This is a genomic window from Shimia aestuarii, from assembly GCF_022814865.1.
GTDB lineage: Bacteria > Pseudomonadota > Alphaproteobacteria > Rhodobacterales > Rhodobacteraceae > Shimia > Shimia aestuarii_A.
The window spans coordinates 43,915-61,091 of the sequence record NZ_JAKVRD010000024.1 but is presented as its reverse complement, the minus strand read 5'-3'; the positions used below and the strand labels follow the sequence as shown (position 1 = coordinate 61,091).

The window sequence follows — 17,177 nt, the reverse complement described above, 5'->3', positions numbered from 1 at the left end:
CACACACCCCAACCAATGGACCCGGCCCCATGGACAGTTTCCCGCATATCTTTCTTGCGCTCACCGTTGTGGCGACGGCGGTGATGGCGGCGTCGGCGGCGATACAGGCGCGGCGGTTTGAGTTGGACCTGTTCGGGGCGACGGTGCTTGGTGTGGTGACGGCGGTCGGGGGCGGGACGTTGCGCGACTTGTTGGTCGGGCGGGTGCCGGTGTTCTGGGTCGAGGATACGACGTTTCTTTTCGTTGCGGTGCCGGTGGCCATCGCGAGTTATTTCGTGGCGCGGGGGATGCCCGGCGGGAATGGGCAGAGGCTCCGGCTTTTGATGTATCTCGATGCGATCGGGCTGGCGCTGTTCACGCTGACCGGGGTGCAGGTGGCGCTTGAGGCGGGGGTGTCGCCGGTCATTGCGGTGGTGATCGGCTGCGTGACCGGGACGGCCGGCGGCATGATCCGCGATCTGTTGTGCAACATCACGCCGAGCGTGCTGCGCGAAGACCTTTATGCGACGCTCTCCCTTGCGGGCGGGGCGGTCTATCTCGGGCTGGTGGAGTGGCTCGGCGATCCGGCGGCGACGCTGGTGGGGTTCGGCCTCATCCTCGTGGCGCGGCTTGTGCTTTTGTGGGCGCGGCCGGTTTCGGAGTGAGGCGGGACCGGGGCGCGGATTAGCCCGCGTTCATCCGTTCGATATAGCTGCGCAGTTCCTCGGCCTCGTAGCGGGCGTCGCGCAACCCGTCCATGGCGGCGGTCAGTTCGGCCTCGGTCTGGGCGAGTTGGTTGGTGAGTTCGGCCTCACGCTGTTGCAGGTAGGTGATCGCTTGGTCGCGGGTTTCCTCGGCCTCGTGGAGTTCCTGACTCATGCGTTCGAGTTGGTCGACATCGGCCTGACTCACGCGGGAGAAGCGATGCACCAGCCAATTGGCGAACCAACCGACGCAGAAGGCGACGAAAAGGATGACGGCGGTGGCGATGATGAAATCAGTTCTGGTCATCTTGGTCTGTCTCCTGCGGTGCGCTATCGGCGCTTTCTTGGTCTTCTTGGGCCGCGTCTTCGGGGGCGGTCTCTTCAGGGGTCTCGGCCGCGGCGGCCTCGGTCTCGGTGTCCTCGGCCGGGCGGATGAGGACGAATTCGATACGGCGGTTGGCTTCGCGGCCTTCCTCGGTGTCGTTATCGGCGATGGGCGTGGTTTCGCCATAGCCGACGGCGGTAAAGCCCGAGGTCAGGATGCGGCGGTCATGCAGGGCGTTGAGGACCGATTGGGCGCGGGTCTGGCTTAGGGCCTGGTTCATTTCCTCGCGGCCCTGACTATCGGTGTGGCCCTGGATCTCGAGCTTGAGGCTGATCGCTTCGCAGGCGCGCAGGATCTCGGCGATGCTGTCGAGGACGGGCTCGGCCTCGGCGTCGAGCGTGCCTGAGCCGGGTTCAAAGGTGACCTGCTGGGCGTCGAGGACGGATTTGACCTTGCCGACGCATTCCTCGGGGGTGGGCAGTTGCGCGATCGGGTCGAGCTCTTCGAGGTAGGTCACGTCGATGGCGAAATGATCGGTCTTGTCGAGCTTGTCGGCGAGGAGGCGGGAGATATCGTCATTGGCGCGGGCGTCGCCGGTAAAGCCGGTGACGGAGACGGATTCGCCGGTCACCGTCAGCACGCCATTGTTGACATGCGAGAGCGCGTCGAGCCCGGCCATGACGCGCAGGCTCCATGTCGCGGGGAGGGTTTCGTCGAGGCGGGCTGCCATGTGGATACCACCGCTGCCAAAGCGCGAGGCGGCGTAGCTTTCGGTCATGGTGCGGGTGAGTTCGTTGGGCAGGCGGCCGCGCATCTGCAAGAGGCCTTCGGGGCTCAGCGTGGCGGTGAACTCGGGGGCTTCGCTGTCCTCTTCGACCGGCGTCGGCAGGGTGGAGTGCAGGGCGAAGACCTCGGGAAGGGAGGTTTCCAGCTCGCCCACGACGCGGTCGAACTGATCCGGGTCGGTGCCCATGAGGGCGACGAGGGTGATGTCGGCGTCGGAGAAGGTCACCGAGCCGCCGCCAAGCCGGTCAATGCCGTCGAGGGCGATTTCCACGGCATCGGCCCAACGCGGGGTCGGCACGCCAAGGCCGATGGTGCAGGTCGCGTCGGTCTGCAGCCCGGCGGTTTGGGCCGCGGCGAGGATGCGGTCGCGGGCTTCATCGCTATCGGCCGAGCAGGCATCAAAGCGCGCGCCGCCTGCGTCTGCGATGAAGCGCAGGGTAAATGGCGTGATGACGGGGCGGGGCGCGGAGATATCGAGCACGAGTTCGAGCGTCGGCGGCGCCATGCGGCGCAGCGCTTGTTCGATCTCGCGGCGCTCTTCGGGGCTATCGGACATGCCGGTGATGGCGACGCGCCCGGTCTCGACGGAAATCTTCGAGCGCGGAAGCTCTTCCAGCGCGGAGAGCGCGTAGTTGAGCGCGGTCTGCCAGCCGTCGGGCATGTCATAGGCCGCGGTCTCGAGGAAATCGGTGACTTCGGGGTCGCCGTCGAGGCGGCCGAGTTCGCGCAGGAGGCGGTCCCGGTCGGAGGCTTCGGGGATCAGGCCGATGAGCTGAATCCCGGCCTCGTTGCGCAGGATTTCGACCGAGAAGCGCGGCGGGGCAATGCCCGCGGTGGCCTCGATCTGCATGTTGTCGATGACGCGGGCGGCATCGACCACGCGCCCGGCGGCGGAGATCGCCTTGAAACGTTCAGCCTCGGTCGGGGCGATGCCGGTCAGGAAGACCTGAAGCCCTTCGGCGTGGACATCGGCCCACGTCATCCCGTCCCGTGCCAATTCGGATTGCACCCCGCGTTGGGAGGCATCCTCGATCATGTCCGCCGAAAGCACGGCGGCGACGATGGAGAGGAAGGCGGCGGCCACAAAGGCGGCGAAGGGAATCAGAACGGACGAAAGGCGCATGCGAAAGTGGTCTACTCTCTTGTGATACCGGGTAGATACGACGCCGGAGAGGCAAGGGCAATCAAAGGAAACAGGCAGCGGCGAAAAACAGCAAGGGGATCAGGCCGGTGTCGCGGTTGGCCCGGAACAGCATCAGAAGCGTTGGGTTGTCGTCCGGGTTGAAGCGGCGCAGTTGCCATTGCATGTGCCAGCCCATCGCCCACGGCCCGGCCAGTGCCACGACAAGCGCCAGCGGGCTTTGATCGCGTGCGGCGAGGTAGGTGGCGATGCTCATCAGGGTGACGGTGCCGATCAGGAACCCCTGAAGCCATTGCGGGGTCTTGTCGGCAAAGAGCCGGGCGGTCGATTTGACCCCGATCAGGGCGTCGTCTTCGGTATCCTGATGGGCGTAGATCGTATCGTAGAACAGGGTCCAGCAGATGCCCGTGACGTAGAGCACCACGGGCGGCCATGCGAGGCTCCCGGTGTGGGCGGTCCAGGCCAGAAGCGCGCCCCAGTTGAAGGCGAGGCCGAGGAAAATCTGTGGCCACCATGTAAAGCGTTTGGCGAAGGGGTAGATCGCCACCGGGCCAAGAGAGAGCACGCCAAGCAGGATCGCCATCGGATGAAACGTCAGCAGGATGGCAAAGGCGATGAGCGCCTGTGCGGCCATATAGGCGACGGCCTGACGGGTGGTGACTTGGCCCGAGGGAATCGGGCGCGAGCGGGTGCGCTCGACGCTGCCGTCGATGTCGCGGTCGGTGATGTCGTTCCACGTACAGCCCGCGCCGCGCATCAGCCATGCTCCCATGCCGCAGCCAATGGCGATCCAGAGATCTTCCCAGCGTGCCTGTCCATCCGAGAGCATGGCGAGCAGGAGGCTCATCCAGCAGGGCAGCAGCAGCAGCCATGTGCCAATGGGACGGTCGGCGCGCGACAGGCGCAGGTAGGGGCGCGTCGGAGCGGGGGCCAGATGGTCGACCCAGTTGCCGCGCACGGCGTCGGAAACCTGACCTTGAGGCTCTGGCGTTGACGGGGTGTTGGCCATAAGAAGGGTCCATGAAACAAGCAAAAGTCAGGCTTTATGTAGAGCACCCGCTGGGGGAAGGGCAAACGGTTCCTCTCGACCGGGATCAGGCGCATTACCTTTTCGGGGTGATGCGGATGGCGGTCGGTGATCCTGTGTTGCTGTTCAACGGGCGGGACGGGGAATGGCGGGCCGAGGTTGCTGAGGCGGGCAAGCGCGGCGGCGTGTTGACCTGTGCGACGCAGACGAAGCCGTTGCAGATGCCGCCCGATCTTTGGCTTTTGTTCGCACCGATCAAGAAAGCGCGCACCGATTTCATCGTCGAGAAGGCGGCGGAGATGGGGGCGGCAAAGATCATGCCAGTGCAGACCGCCTTTACCAACTCCGAGCGTATTCGGCAGGACCGTCTTCAGGCCCATGCCGTCGAGGCGGCAGAGCAATGCGGCGGCACGTTCGTGCCGGACGTGTGCGACCTGCAAAAGCTCGACCGGCTATTGGCCGATTGGCCCGAGGGGCGACAGCTCATGTTCTGCGATGAGGCCGAGGTCGGCGCGGCGAAGACGCTTGGCGCGGCCGGGGCCGGGCCTTGGGCGATCCTGATCGGACCCGAGGGCGGGTTTTCCGAGGAGGAGCGGGCGCGGCTTCAGGCCTTGCCCTTTGCCCATGTGGTCAGCCTCGGGCCGCGTATCTTGCGCGCCGATACGGCGGCGGTCGCGGCGATGACGGTCTGGCAGCAGGCGTTGGGGGATTGGGGATGATCCGAAAGGCGGAAGACAAAGACATTCCGGCGATGATGGCCTTCCTTGAGGAGCGCATCGAAAGCTCGATGTTCCTTTTGGGCAATCTCGAACAGTTCGGGGTCGACAATCGCACCCATCCGCATGGCACGGCGTTTTTCCTGCGCGAGACGGGCGACGGGATCACCGGGATTTTCGGGGCGACGAATGGCGGGATGCTCTTGTCTCAGCTGCCGGGGATCGGCGCGACGGAGGCACAGACCTATGCGCATCTGTTGCAGGGCTATGTGCTGCGCGGCATGACGGGCGAGGCCGAACAGGTGGCGACGATCCTTGAGGCATTGCCGTTCGAGGCGGATGCGCTCGGCGTGAATGATGTCGATCCGCTTTATACGATCGACCTCGCGCAGGTGGGCGAGAGCGATGCTGTGGTGCGTGCGCCACAGGAGAGCGACAAAGCGCTTCTCATGACGTGGTTCCAGCAGTTGGACGAGGATAACGGGCTTGGCGAGGGCGGCGATATGCGGCCGCTCGATCTGCGCGCCGAAGAGGCGATTGCGGCCGAAACGGTTTGGCTTCTTGAATGCGAGGACGGGCCGGTTGCGATGAGCGCGGTCAATGCCCATGCGGGGCTTGCGGTACAGATTGGCGGCGTTTTCGTGCGCCGCGATCGGCGCGGAGAGGGGCTCGCAGCGACGGTTGTTGCGGCGCAACTGGCCGAGTTGCGGGGCGAGGGGATCGCGCGGGCAATCCTTTTCGCCGGATCGGAGCGGGCTGCACGGATATATGAAGGGATCGGCTTTCAGAGAGCGGGCGATTACCGCGTCGCGCTTCTTGATCCGCCGGTGCAACTCGGGTCGCCGCGATGAGTTTCGTGCGACCAGAAGCGCAGGCCTTGATCCTGCGTTGGCGCGAGGTGCTTGTTGGCGCTGCGGTGCTTCTGCTTGGCGTCTGGATGGCGAGCGGGTTCGGCGTTTTACGTTGGGTCGGGTATGGCGTGTTTCTTATCGGGGCGCTCCTGATCTTTACCGGCGTGCAGCGGGCGCGGTTTCGCACCGGCAAGGGCGGGCCGGGCGTTGTGCAGGTCGATGAAGGCGAGGTCATGTACTATGGGCCGTGGTGGGGCGGGTCGGTTGCGCTTCGGGATGTGAGCCGGATCGAGCTTGCCGGGGGCGGGGACACGTCGGTCTGGCGGCTGCATCAGCCGGGACAGGCGGCGCTTGTCATTCCCACCAATGCGGAAGGGGCCGAGGCGCTTTTCGATGCTTTCGCGACCTTGCCGGGGATGCGCACAGGCGCGATGCTTCACGCACTCAACAACCGGGAAGGGGCCGCAGATCACCCTGTCGTGATCTGGTCCTCCGGTGCCGCAAGGTTACATTGACACCGGCGTAAATTGATCGCAGGAGTGGTCAGACATGCGCGAAGACACAGGACCGGAGACCAGCGATGTCCATCCCCCAATCCGGCGGCGGGCCGATTGAACACTATTCCCAGCTTGCCGAATATCTGGAATCCGGCTGCAAACCGCGAGACGCGTGGAAGATCGGGACCGAGCACGAGAAGTTCGGCTATTGCAAGGATACGCTGAAGCCGTTGCCGTTTGAGGGCGAACGCTCGATCCTTGCGGTTCTCGAGGGGCTGCGCGACGGGCACGGATGGTCGCCCGTGGAAGAAGCGGGCAAGCTCATCGGGTTGGAAAAGGACGGGGCGAATGTCTCGCTCGAGCCGGGCGGACAGCTTGAGCTTTCGGGTGCGCCGCTCGACAATATTCACCAGACCTGTGACGAGGTGAACCGCCACCTTGCCGATGTGAAAGACATTTCCGATAAGATCGGCGTCGGGTTCATCGGTCTTGGTGCCGCGCCGATCTGGAGCCATGAGCAGATGCCGCAGATGCCCAAAGGGCGCTACCGGCTGATGACGGATTACATGGACAAGGTCGGGACCATGGGCAAATCCATGATGTACCGGACCTGCACCGTGCAGGTGAACCTTGATTTTGCCAGCGAGGCGGACATGGTGCAGAAGCTGCGCGTGGCGCTTGCGCTTCAGCCCGTCGCGACCGCGCTTTTCGCCAACTCGCCGTTCTTTGACGGCAAGGTCAACGGGCATAAGAGCTGGCGCTCGCGGATCTGGCGCGATCTTGATCCGGCGCGCACGGGCATGTTGCCCTTTGTGTTTGACGAGGGGTTCGGGTTCGAGGCCTGGGTAGACTACGCGCTCGATGTGCCGATGTATTTTGTCTATCGCGACGGCGAGTATATCGACGCGCTGGGCCAGTCCTTCCGCGATTTCCTCAAGGGCGAATTGCCTGCGTTGCCGGGCGAGACACCGACCCTCAGCGACTGGGCGGACCATCTGACGACGGCCTTCCCCGAGGCACGGATCAAGAAATACATGGAGATGCGCGGAGCCGATGGCGGCCCATGGCGGCGTCTCTGTGCGCTGCCAGCGTTTTGGGTCGGTCTCATGTATGACCAGTCCTCGCTTGATGCGGCATGGGATCTCGTCAAGGGCTGGGACGCGGAGACGCGCGAGATGCTACGCGTCTCAGCGAGCGTTGACGGGCTTCAGGCGCAGGCGGGCAAGGTGCGGATGCAGGAGCTTGCGCAGGAGGTGCTTGGCATTGCCGAGGCGGGCCTCAAGGCGCGCGGCCGGGTCGGGGCCGGGGGCCTCGTGCCGGACGAGACGCATTTCCTCGATGCGCTCAAGGAAAGCGTCGAGAGCGGCAAGGTCCCGGCGGACGAGCTTCTTGACCATTACTATGGTGACTGGGATGGAGATCTCAGCCGGATTTACAAAGAGTATAGCTACTGAGCGACAACGGGCGGGGATGTCCCCGCCCTTGGTCTTTTCAGGCCTGCGGTGCGGGGCCGAAGCGGTTGGAGCCGGCGGTGCCGGGCTGGATGAACCAGTAGATTAGCACAAGCGCGCCGAGGATCGGGATCAGGCCGATCAGCAACCACCATCCCGATTTGTCGAGATCGTGCAGAGCCTTTGACGTTCTGGACCTTGGGTCTATGCCGCACTACGCTCGTGCGGCGCAGTCGCTGCGCATGGGGCAAGGGATTGAATGCGAGGGACAATTTATGGGCGACAGGGTCGTGTTCATATTTTCCGGCTTTAGCGGAAAGCTGGTCGGGTATCCGAAAGAGAAGATCATGCGAAACCTACGGGCGCGGGGGTATGACATTCATTTCCTGACCAACACCTGTAAGGATCTTTTCATCACGGGCGGGGATGATTTCCTGTCGGCAGAGGCGCTTGCAGAGTTCCTGCGCGAGGAACGGGCCAAGTATGCCGAGGCGCTGACGCTTTGTTCTTCTGGCGGCGGGTTCGGCGGGATTGCCCTGTCGATGGCGGCAGGGATCGAGACCATCGCGGGCTATTCGGCCTTTACGACGCTCGACACAGCGGCGCGTGAAATCGACGGGCGCGGCAAGCGGTTGCACCGGTGGTTCGACAAATGGCTGCCGGACCCGGAGACGCAGAACCTCAAATGGCATATCGCGGAACAGGCCTTTGAGGGCCAGATCGTGCTGCACTACCCGGCGGAGAGTCCGAAGGATTCCTATCAGGCCGAGAACCTTCGGGGCTGTCCGGGGGTGACTCTCTTGCCGATGCCGACGAGCAAGCACGGGATGCGCGAATGCAAGGGCATGCCGTTCAGTGCGCTTGAGGCGCGGGGCCTCATCGCGCCGAAGGCCAAGCAGGACTAAGCCGGATCAGGATTGTAGCACCCGGCTGCGATAGTAGTCGCGGATTTCCTCTTTGCGGGCGGCGATGGCGGCCTCGTCGGGTTCGTCATGCAGACGGTCGAGGATCGCGTAGGCCTGCATCGGATCGCGGCGCTTGCGGGCGATTTGGGGCATGGTCGTGCCGTCTTCGTCCGAGAAGGCCGGGGCATGGCGCAGATAGGGGGCGGGGCCGTAGATGTTGTCGTCGCGTTCGGACGGCAGGAGCATCAGGATCAGGAACCAGATGCCGCCGATCAGGGGCACGAGGGTGATGAGATACCAAAAGCCCGAGCGGCCGCTATCGTGCAGGCGGCGGATGGTGACGCAGAAGTTGGCGGGAAGCGTCACCATGGCGAAAACGAAAGAGGCGTATTCGATCGGGTTCAGCGGCGGCGTTTGGGTCGCGAAATGGCGTGTGAAGTCGAGCCAGACGCAGGCGGTCAGGGCGCAGAACTGTACAAGACCCCACCACCAGTATTCGGCGCGCGTCGCGCGGCCACGGGTCTGAAAGGATTTGAAGACAACGGATTCGGCGGCGGCGATCGGACCCATCATGGGCGGCAACTCCTTGGGGCATGCGCGGGCAGGCGCAGGGTAAATGACCCGGCCAGAATTGCGGGGGAAGGCGGCACAAATGGGGCGAAGCGGGGACCGCTGCGGGGCGTTTAGACGGAATTGTGCGGCAAGAAACCTTGGCGTGTGATGTCAAAGCCGGTTTCGGCCGCTGTGGGCCATGCCACATGCATGAGTGTGTCGAGCGAGTCCCAAGGCGCAGGGCCCATGGCCTCGGAGCGGTAGCGTCCGGAGCGCCAGAACATGAAATGCAGGTAGGCGTATTCTTCCTTGGCACCGCGCGCGTCGGTCAGGCGGCCCTTGTGCCAGTGATAGTGCTGCGGGCTTTTGCCGCCATCGGGCCATGTGCCGGCCCGGTCGGGCATGGAGAACATCTCGTGCCAGAGCACGGAAAAGCGGCGCCACGGAGGATGCCAGCGGTTCGGATCAATGCGGCGGCCAAAGGCGCGTTCGTCAAAGCCGGTATGGTCCGGTCTTTGGAGATGACGACGCCATTTCGGCGTGTGCCGCCATGCGCGGCAGACGCGGCGCGTGTTCTGCATCACGGTCAGGTGACCGGCCTGTAGGTTGGCGTGGCTCGAGATGATCTCGTAGGTGGCGAGGCGTTCTGGGGTGAGTTCGCAGGCGAGCCGACCGTAGATGATGTCATTGTCGGTATAGCCAAAATGCGTGAAGGCGCGGAGTTCATCGGCAAATATCTCACCGGTCAGCGGTTTGTAGTCGCAAATCTTGTAGGGGTCACTTGGGACAAGAGGCAGGCCGGTCACGGCGGCGGCGCGGGCGGTGAACTCGGCCAGCGTCATGGACAGGAAGGTGACATTGGGCGGCTGGCAGGCAGGCGGATCTTGGTCCGTGGGGATGAGCCAGGTGATCTCGGGGTTCCAGCGGCAGCTTTCGAGGTAGAGGTTGATCCAGACGGGCCAAGGGCCGAACCACGGAGCAACGAGGGCCAGGCGCGGGTCAGGCATGGATCAGGATTTGGTGCCGAACTTGGGCTCGGTCCCGGCGCGCAGGCGGCTGATGTTGTCGCGGTGGCGCCAGAACACGAGCAACGTCGTGGCGACCGAAAGGAAGAAGATCGACGGGTGGCCGAGCAGCAGCACCCAGAAGGACGAGGCCGCAGCGGCGACGAGCGCGGCAAAGGAGGAGATGCGGGTGATGACGCCGATGACGAGCCAAGTCAGGCAGGCGGCAATCCCAACAGGCCATGCCAGCGCCAGCAGCAGGCCGAGGAAGGTCGCCACGCCCTTGCCGCCCCGAAAACGGAGCCAGACGGGATAGCAATGGCCGACAAAGGCGAGAAGGCCGGCGATCTGGGCCGCGTCTTCGCCTGCGAAATGGCGCGCGATCAGGACGGCGACCGCCCCCTTGCCACCATCGAGCAGAAGCGTTGCCACGGCCGCCGGTTTGGACCCGGTGCGCAGGACATTGGTCGCCCCGATATTGCCCGAGCCGATCTCGCGCAGGTTGCCGAGGCCGAAAACCTTGGTGATGAGCATGCCGAACGGCACCGCGCCGAGGAGATAGCCGAACAGCGCCCATGCGAGCAGGGCGGGAAGGGTATGGGCGATCTCGGGCATCAGTCTCTCCGGTATACGGCCGCGCCGGCCACGTAGGTCGCGAGCACCTTACCTTGCATGCGCGCGCCGTCAAACGGGGTGTTCTTGGATTTCGAGCGCAGGGCGAAACGGTCGAGGACGAATGGCGCATCCGGGTCAAAGAGCACGAGGTCGGCGGGCGCGCCCGCATCAAGGCGGCCCGAAGGCAGGCCGAGGCGGTTGGCCGGGTTGAGGGCCATGGCGCGGAACAGGTCGGGCAGGGTCAGAAAGCCGTTGTGGTAGAGCTGCATCGCGGCAGGGAGCAGGGTTTCGAGCGCCACCGCGCCGGAAGCAGCCTCTTCAAAGGGGAGGCGTTTGCTTTCTTCGTCCTGCGGTGTGTGCATGGAGGAAATGATGTCGATCAGGCCGGATTTTACCGCGCCGATGATGGCGAGGCGGTCGTCCTCGCTGCGCAGTGGGGGCTTGATCTTGAAGAAAGTGCGGTAGTCCGCCACGTCGAGATCGTTGAGCGTCAGGTGATGGATCGAGGTGCCTGCGGTGACGTCGAGGCCGTTCTTCTTGGCCCGTTCGAGCGCGGGCAGGGCGCGTGCGGCGGTGATCTGGTCGGCGTGGTATTTGACGCCGGTCATCTCGACGAGGGCGATGTCGCGGTCGAGCCCCATGCGTTCGGCCATCGGCGACACGGCGGGCAGGCCGCGCAGCGTTGCGACCTTGCTCGAGGTGGCGGCGGCGCCCGCAGAGAGGCCGGGTTCCTGCGGGTGCGAGATCACCAGCGCACCGAGGGCGCGGGCATAGGTCATGGCGCGCGACAGCACCTTGGTATCGGTCACCACGTGGTCGCAGTCGGTAAAGGCGACGGCGCCAGCATCCAGAAGAAAGCCGATCTCGGTCATCTCGCGCCCTTCGCGGCCTTTGGTCAGCGCAGCCATGGGCAGGACATTGACCGGCGTGGCCTCGTTTGCGCGGCGTTCCACGAATTCGAGCGCCTCGGGCGTGTCGATGGCGGGGAGAGTGTCGGGGCGGGTCACCATGGTTGTGACGCCCCCGGCGGCGGCGGCAAGGCCTGCGGTTTTGTAGCTTTCCTTGTGGCGCTCGCCCGGCTCGCACACTTTCACGCCGATATCGACGATGCCCGGCGCGAGGCAATGCCCGCCGCAATCGATCACCTCGGCCCCTTCGGGCACCTCGACCTCGGCACCGTGGGCGGCGATCTTGCCATCCACGATCAGCAGGCTTCCGAGCGTGTCGCTATCGCGTTCGGGATCAATCAGGCGGGCGTTGGTCAGGAGCAGGGAAGTCATGGGTCAGTGTCCTTTGCGGTTGCCGCGCGGCGTGTCGTCGGATTGGATTTGGCGCATCATGCGAAAGACCTCGCGGCCCTCGGCGATGCGTTCAAAACCGATCTTGGTATGGCGCTTCTTGCCATTGGAGCCCCGGCGCAGTCCAGCGGCGAAATAAATCGTCGTCGGTGGACCGTCGACAAGGCTCAGCGGTGTGTCGTTGGTGATCGGGTAACTGTCGAGGGATCTGCCCTTGAGCGGCAGGTCGGTGGCGATAAAAGCGCGTTGGTTCGTGAGGGTATACCACGTGTGGCGGCGGCGGTAGGCGTCCCAGAAGAGCGGCCCGGCAGCGAGGCCGACACCGACCGAGAAATGCAAGAGGCCGAACATCCAGAAGAAGCCCCCCGCCTGCGAGGCCATGACCATCCAGAACAGGGCGAAGCCGGCAAAGGCAAGACCAAAGAGCGAGGTCATCACGCTGGCGACGCTCAGGGTCAGCGCGCCATCGGGGCGGCCTTGCCAGAGGATCGTCTCGCCATCGTCGAGGATACCTGCCCAGGGGTCGTGGCTCATACGGCGCCCCCGAGTTTGGCGGCGTTGATCTTGCGGATCGTCTCCTGAGGATCGCCTTGGTATTTCACGAGATACTTGTTGCCGCTGCTTGTCACCACCTGCACCACCGAGCCGAGCTTGTTCAGCTCTTTGATCTCGCCAAGGCGGATGGCGCGGTCCATCGGGCCAAGAAGGCGCTGGTTGGTAAGATCCCAGCGCACGGAGAGTTCTTCGCTCATCAGGTAGAGCGCGCGCACCGAGACGGCGAGAAGCCCGCCCACGGCCCCCGTCCAGATATGGGCGTTGCCCATGAACCAGAGCACGGCCATGCCCGCGATCATGGCGATGGCGGCCATCCATGTGTTGGTGCGGATGTAGGTTGCGCGGTCGGCGCTGAACGAGGTCAGCACCTCTTCGCCGTCGGCGAGCGGGCTGTTGGGGGTCATGCGGTGTTCAGACATGGGACGGTCCTAGTTCAGGTAGATGAAAAGCGCATAGAGCGTGCCGCCGAGCCCGAGAAGCAGGATCGGCAGGGCGAAGATCGCAAAGAGCACGCGGGTATGCGGCGTCATCTCGGGGCGGGTTTCGCCGCGCGGCTCCAGATGGGCTTCTGGGTCGGGGTTGGGCAGGGGTTTGTACTGCACCGGGGGTTTGTCCTCGGACCAAGTGCCGATCCAGCGCAGGGGCGCGGCGGGCGTCAGGGTCTGGGCGATGCCGTCGAAGGCGTTGGAATGGACGATGAGAACGTGGCCTTCGATCTTGGACAGGCGCGCGGCATCGGCGGCGACATCGGCTTCGGCAATGCCAAGGCCTTCGGTCATGTAACCGGTGAGGCCGATTTCCTCGAGGTCGGCGACGTCGAAATATTCGATGAAATCCTCGTCGAGATAGCCCGCGCCGAGCGCGTCCCGAAGGGGCCAGCCGCTCTTGTCGTTGTCTTCGTCAAGACTACGGCTGTTGAAGGCCGCGAGTTGCTCGGGCGGAAGATCGACCGAGAACAGCCGGATCAGGCCGTGTTCCCCGGATTTCACCTCCATCCGCGTCATCCCCCGATCCACACGATCAGGCCGACCATCGCGAACATCACGATCAGGGCCAGCATCGCCGCCCGTCCGCTCATCTTGGGGTCTTTGGGGTCTTCCATATCAGGCCTCCACAGGGGCGTTTGCCGCCTCGGCGCGCAGGTTGCGGGCGAGGAGGTCCATGGCGGCCATGCGCACGGCGACGCCCATTTCGACCTGTTCCTGAATGACCGAGCGGTTGATGTCGTCGGCGATCTCTCCGTCGATCTCGACGCCGCGGTTCATCGGGCCGGGGTGCATGACGATGGCGTCGGGCTTGGCGTAGGAGAGTTTCTCGGCATCGAGGCCGTAGCGGTGATAATACTCGCGCTCCGAGGGGATAAAGCCACCATCCATGCGCTCTTTCTGAAGCCGGAGCATCATCACCACGTCCACATCGCGCAGGCCCTCGCGCATGTCTTCGTAGACCTCGGCCCCGAACTCGGCGAGATGCGGCGGCACGAGGGTCGGTGGGCCGACGAGGCGGATGCGGTTTTCCATCTTGCCCAGCAGGATCAGGTTCGAGCGCGCGACGCGGGAATGGGCAACGTCGCCGCAGATCGCGATATTGAGGCGATGCAACCGGCCCTTGGCGCGGCGGATTGTCAGCGCATCGAGAAGCGCCTGTGTCGGGTGCTCGTGGCGACCGTCGCCCGCGTTCAGCACCGCGCAGTTGACCTTTTGCGACAGGAGATCGACCGCGCCGGAATGGGGATGGCGCACCACGAGGAGATCGGGGTGCATGGCGTTGAGGGTCATCGCCGTGTCGATCAGGGTCTCGCCCTTTTTGATCGAGGAGGCCTGCATCGCCATGTTCATCACGTCCGCGCCGAGGCGTTTGCCTGCGAGCTCAAAGCTCGCCTGTGTGCGGGTGGAGTTCTCGAAGAACATGTTGATCTGCGTCAGGCCGGTGAGGGCGTCGGCATGTTTCATGTCGCGCCGGTTCAGATCGACATATTGATCGGCAAGATCAAGGATGGCGGTGATTTCCTCGGGGTGAAGTGGCTCGATCCCCAGAAGGTGTTTTTGCCGGAAGCTCATGGCCCGCTCCTTTTGACGCCGCGTGTCCTGCTTATAGGTAGAGCGCCGGGTCGGGGCAATCCCGGCTGGGGGGTGCGGCTGTGACAAATCAGCGGGCGGCATGGGGCAACTTCCCCCGGTTCACGCGACAGGGTAGGGTAACAACATGGAATCGCACGCGCTTGACTCTCTCGACTTTCACACCGCCCGCGCCCTGCTTGAATGGCAGGTCGAGCTTGGGGCGACGGAGGCGTGTCTCGATGCGCCGGTGAACCGATACGAGACACCGAAGGCCGCGCCGAAACCGAAGGTGCAGGCCGAGGCCCCGGCCCCTGTCACGCGCCCCAAGGTCGATCCTGTTGCCATCGCACGCGAGGCGGCGGGCGGGGCCAAGACGCTCGACGATCTGCGCGCGGCGATGGGGCGGTTCGATCATTGCAACCTCAAGAAGGGCGCGCGGAATCTTGTCTTTTCCGACGGCAATCCGGCGGCGCGCGTCATGCTCATCGGCGAAGCGCCGGGGCGGGACGAAGACCGCGAGGGCAAGCCCTTTGTGGGCCGTGCGGGGCATCTTCTCGACAAGATGTTCGGCGCGATCGAGATGGGCCGCACAGTGCCGCTTTCGGCGCAGTCGATCTATATCACCAATGTCCTGCCGTGGCGCCCGCCACAGAACCGCGACCCGGAGGCCGAGGAAATCGCCATGCTCAAGCCGTTTCTTGAGCGGCATGTGGAGATCGTCGCGCCAGAGGTCATCGTGCTCATGGGCAATATCGCCTGTCAGGCAGTGCTTGGGCGCAAGGGGATCACCCGGCTGCGCGGCAATTGGCAGGAGGCGTTCGGCAAGCCTGTGCTGCCGATGTTCCACCCGGCCTATCTCTTGCGTCAGCCCTCGGCCAAGCGTGAGGCTTGGGCCGATCTTCTAAGCCTTCAGGCCAAGCTACGAGATCTCGCATGAAGGTCTTGGCCTTTTCGGACCTGCATCTTGCCCGTGCCTATGCCGCCCGCATCGTCGAGAAGAGCCGGGAGGCCGATCTTGTCATTGCCGCCGGGGATTTCGCCCATGCGCGCACGGGGCTTGCGGCGGCGATGGCGCTTCTTGAGGGGATCGCCGCGCCGGTTGTCGCGGTGCCGGGCAATGGCGAGAGCGTTGACGAGTTGCGCGCGGCCGCGCCAGAGAGCTGGCACGTGTTGCACGGGCAGGGGATCGAGATCGACGGAGTGCGGATTTTCGGGCTCGGCTATGGCGTGCCGGTGACGCCTTTCGGGGCGTGGTCCTGTGATCTGAGCGAGGCGCAGGCAGAAGAGATGCTTGCCGCCTGTGAGGATGTAGACCTGCTCGTGACCCATTCGCCGCCCAAGGGCATCGCAGATCGCACCAGCCGGGGGTTATCGGTTGGGTCTACCGCGATCCTTGCCGCGATTGAACGGCTTCAGCCGCAGCTTGCCGTCTTTGGGCATGTGCATGAGGGGCAGGGCAAGGAGGGCAGGGTCGGCGCGACACGCGCAGTCAACCTTGGCCCCGCAGGGCTTTGGTTCGAGGTTTCGCGGCAATGATCGACTGGCCGGTTCTGCTTGCCTTTGTGCCGGCGGCGCTGGCGCTGAATCTCACGCCGGGGGCGGATATGATGTTCTGCGTCGGGCAGGGATTGCGGGCCGGGCCACGGGCAGCACTCGCGGCGGATATCGGCATCGCGCTGGGCGCATTCGTGCATGTGACGCTGGCGGGGCTTGGCCTTGGGGCGTTGGTTGCGGCGCATCCGGGCCTGTTTCACCTGATCCGCTGGGTCGGTGTTGCCTATCTTCTTTGGCTTGCGGTGCAATCGGTGCGCGGCGGGGCTATGCCGATCGAGATTCGCCCGGCCAGTGCGCGGCGCGCGCTTCGGGCGGGGTTCATCGTCAACCTGACCAATCCCAAGGTGATCCTCTTCGTGCTTGCCTTTGTGCCGCAATTCGTTGATCCCGCGCGTCCAGTTCTGCCGCAGTTCCTTGTCTTCGGTCTTGTGCTTGCCCTCGGTGGGCTTGTCGTCAACGGCGCGGCGGGGGTCTTTGCGGGTGGGATCGGACGGCGTTTTGTCGCGGCAGAGGGGCCAAGGCGCGTCCTCGGCTGGATTTCTGCCGGAATTTTCACGAGTCTGGCCCTAAGACTGGCCCTATTGGAGAAAACATGATGCCGCGTTTCGACGAGAGCAAAGACTTCATCCCTGTGCGCATTGCCGTTCTGACCGTTAGCGATACGCGCGGGTTGGACGAGGATCGGTCCGGCGATACGTTGGTGGGCCGGATCGAGGCGGCGGGGCATGTCCTTGCCGATCGCAAGATCATCCGCGACGAGCGCGACGAGATCGCGACGCAGCTGCGCAACTGGTGTGCCAACAAGGAGATCGACGTTATCATCTCGACAGGGGGCACGGGGCTCACGGGGCGCGATGTCACGGTCGAGGCGCATCGCGATGTCTATGAAAAGGAGATCGAGGCCTTTGGCACGGTCTTTACAATGGTGTCGATGCAGAAGATCGGCACCAGCGCGGTTCAGAGCCGGGCGACGGGCGGCGTTGCGAATGGCACCTATCTCTTTGCCTTGCCCGGATCGACCGGGGCCTGCAAGGATGCTTGGGACGAGATTTTGCAGTATCAACTCGATTACCGGCACCTGCCTTGTAACTTTGTCGAGATTTTCCCGCGTCTTGATGAACATTTGCGACGGAAATGATTGTCTGCGCCGTATTATG

At 64.3% G+C, this 17,177-nt stretch carries 22 protein-coding genes; 10 read left to right on the top strand and 12 right to left on the bottom strand.

Going from position 1 to position 17,177, the window contains the following annotated elements; genetic code table 11:
• A partial coding sequence (locus MK745_RS17630) for a trimeric intracellular cation channel family protein (protein ID WP_347813661.1) occupies positions 1–644 on the top strand: 644 nt, incomplete at its 5' end.
• 19 nt (positions 645–663) lie between these two features.
• On the opposite strand, the gene MK745_RS17625 is transcribed toward MK745_RS17630, so the two are convergent.
• From MK745_RS17625 to ubiA, 3 genes are all read right to left on the bottom strand, one after another.
• On the bottom strand, positions 664–990 hold the full coding sequence (locus MK745_RS17625; RefSeq protein ID WP_243614545.1) for a hypothetical protein: 327 nt from the start codon (positions 988–990) through the stop codon (positions 664–666).
• On the bottom strand, positions 977–2,917 hold the full coding sequence (locus MK745_RS17620) for an OmpA family protein (RefSeq protein ID WP_243614544.1): 1,941 nt from the start codon (positions 2,915–2,917) through the stop codon (positions 977–979). The genes MK745_RS17625 and MK745_RS17620 overlap by 14 nt, the downstream gene beginning before the upstream one ends.
• 61 nt (positions 2,918–2,978) lie before the next feature.
• Positions 2,979–3,944 carry a 4-hydroxybenzoate octaprenyltransferase gene (gene ubiA / locus MK745_RS17615; protein WP_243614543.1) on the bottom strand — a complete coding sequence of 322 codons (966 nt, stop codon included), beginning with the start codon at positions 3,942–3,944 and terminating at the stop codon, positions 2,979–2,981.
• A gap of 11 nt (positions 3,945–3,955) precedes the next feature.
• On the opposite strand from ubiA, the gene MK745_RS17610 reads away from it, so the two are divergent.
• The 4 genes from MK745_RS17610 (at position 3,956) to MK745_RS17595 (ending at position 7,480) form a co-directional block, all read left to right on the top strand.
• Positions 3,956–4,681 (top strand): 16S rRNA (uracil(1498)-N(3))-methyltransferase, encoded by a 726-nt coding sequence (locus MK745_RS17610; RefSeq protein ID WP_243614542.1) that lies wholly within the window; start codon positions 3,956–3,958, stop codon positions 4,679–4,681.
• Positions 4,678–5,529, top strand: coding sequence for a GNAT family N-acetyltransferase (locus tag MK745_RS17605; protein WP_243614541.1), 852 nt, complete (start codon positions 4,678–4,680; stop codon positions 5,527–5,529). The genes MK745_RS17610 and MK745_RS17605 overlap by 4 nt, the downstream gene beginning before the upstream one ends.
• Complete coding sequence (locus tag MK745_RS17600; protein WP_243614540.1) at positions 5,526–6,044, top strand: hypothetical protein; 519 nt, start codon at positions 5,526–5,528, stop codon at positions 6,042–6,044. Before MK745_RS17605 ends, MK745_RS17600 begins: the two co-directional genes overlap by 4 nt.
• Positions 6,045–6,109: 65 nt before the next feature.
• Complete coding sequence (locus MK745_RS17595; RefSeq protein ID WP_243614539.1) at positions 6,110–7,480, top strand: glutamate--cysteine ligase; 1,371 nt, start codon at positions 6,110–6,112, stop codon at positions 7,478–7,480.
• Between the two features lie 37 nt (positions 7,481–7,517).
• Here MK745_RS17595 and MK745_RS17590 read toward each other — a convergent pair whose 3' ends face one another.
• Positions 7,518–7,655 carry a DUF805 domain-containing protein gene (locus tag MK745_RS17590; protein ID WP_279391851.1) on the bottom strand — a complete coding sequence of 46 codons (138 nt, stop codon included), beginning with the start codon at positions 7,653–7,655 and terminating at the stop codon, positions 7,518–7,520.
• Positions 7,656–7,824: 169 nt separating this feature from the next.
• Between MK745_RS17590 and MK745_RS17585 the strand changes: the two genes are divergently transcribed.
• Positions 7,825–8,382: a hypothetical protein gene (locus MK745_RS17585; protein ID WP_243614537.1), complete on the top strand. Its 558-nt coding sequence runs from the start codon at positions 7,825–7,827 to the stop codon at positions 8,380–8,382.
• Between the two features lie 6 nt (positions 8,383–8,388).
• Here the strand turns inward: MK745_RS17585 and MK745_RS17580 are convergent, their stop codons facing one another.
• The 8 genes from MK745_RS17580 to MK745_RS17545 form a co-directional block, all read right to left on the bottom strand.
• On the bottom strand, positions 8,389–8,955 hold the full coding sequence (locus MK745_RS17580) for a DUF805 domain-containing protein (protein WP_243614536.1): 567 nt from the start codon (positions 8,953–8,955) through the stop codon (positions 8,389–8,391).
• Positions 8,956–9,065: 110 nt separating this feature from the next.
• Positions 9,066–9,941, bottom strand: a complete 876-nt coding sequence (locus MK745_RS17575; RefSeq protein WP_243614535.1) for a DUF6625 family protein — start codon at positions 9,939–9,941, stop codon at positions 9,066–9,068.
• A gap of 3 nt (positions 9,942–9,944) precedes the next feature.
• Positions 9,945–10,553, bottom strand: coding sequence for a glycerol-3-phosphate 1-O-acyltransferase PlsY (gene plsY, locus MK745_RS17570; protein ID WP_243614534.1), 609 nt, complete (start codon positions 10,551–10,553; stop codon positions 9,945–9,947).
• Entirely contained in the window at positions 10,553–11,833 is a 1,281-nt protein-coding gene (gene pyrC / locus MK745_RS17565) for a dihydroorotase (RefSeq protein WP_243614533.1), read from the bottom strand. Before pyrC ends, plsY begins: the two co-directional genes overlap by 1 nt.
• A gap of 3 nt (positions 11,834–11,836) precedes the next feature.
• Entirely contained in the window at positions 11,837–12,385 is a 549-nt protein-coding gene (locus MK745_RS17560; protein WP_243614532.1) for an aspartate carbamoyltransferase catalytic subunit, read from the bottom strand.
• Entirely contained in the window at positions 12,382–12,825 is a 444-nt protein-coding gene (locus MK745_RS17555; RefSeq protein ID WP_243614531.1) for a hypothetical protein, read from the bottom strand. The genes MK745_RS17560 and MK745_RS17555 overlap by 4 nt, the downstream gene beginning before the upstream one ends.
• A 9-nt stretch (positions 12,826–12,834) precedes the next feature.
• The gene (locus MK745_RS17550) at positions 12,835–13,410 is read right to left on the bottom strand and encodes a hypothetical protein (RefSeq protein ID WP_243614530.1); all 576 of its coding nucleotides are present in this window, start codon (positions 13,408–13,410) and stop codon (positions 12,835–12,837) included.
• A 99-nt stretch (positions 13,411–13,509) separates the two neighbouring features.
• Entirely contained in the window at positions 13,510–14,466 is a 957-nt protein-coding gene (locus MK745_RS17545) for an aspartate carbamoyltransferase catalytic subunit (RefSeq protein WP_243614529.1), read from the bottom strand.
• A gap of 145 nt (positions 14,467–14,611) precedes the next feature.
• On the opposite strand from MK745_RS17545, the gene MK745_RS17540 reads away from it, so the two are divergent.
• Genes MK745_RS17540 through moaB form a run of 4 tightly spaced genes read left to right on the top strand, consistent with a single transcriptional unit; the run spans position 14,612 to position 17,158 of the window.
• Positions 14,612–15,403, top strand: coding sequence for a uracil-DNA glycosylase (locus tag MK745_RS17540; protein WP_243614528.1), 792 nt, complete (start codon positions 14,612–14,614; stop codon positions 15,401–15,403).
• Positions 15,400–16,002 carry a metallophosphoesterase family protein gene (locus tag MK745_RS17535; RefSeq protein WP_243614527.1) on the top strand — a complete coding sequence of 201 codons (603 nt, stop codon included), beginning with the start codon at positions 15,400–15,402 and terminating at the stop codon, positions 16,000–16,002. The genes MK745_RS17540 and MK745_RS17535 overlap by 4 nt, the downstream gene beginning before the upstream one ends.
• Positions 15,999–16,616 (top strand): LysE family translocator, encoded by a 618-nt coding sequence (locus MK745_RS17530; RefSeq protein WP_243614526.1) that lies wholly within the window; start codon positions 15,999–16,001, stop codon positions 16,614–16,616. Before MK745_RS17535 ends, MK745_RS17530 begins: the two co-directional genes overlap by 4 nt.
• Positions 16,616–17,158, top strand: a complete 543-nt coding sequence (gene moaB / locus MK745_RS17525; protein ID WP_243614525.1) for a molybdenum cofactor biosynthesis protein B — start codon at positions 16,616–16,618, stop codon at positions 17,156–17,158. The genes MK745_RS17530 and moaB overlap by 1 nt, the downstream gene beginning before the upstream one ends.
• The last annotated feature ends 19 nt before the right edge of the window (positions 17,159–17,177 follow it).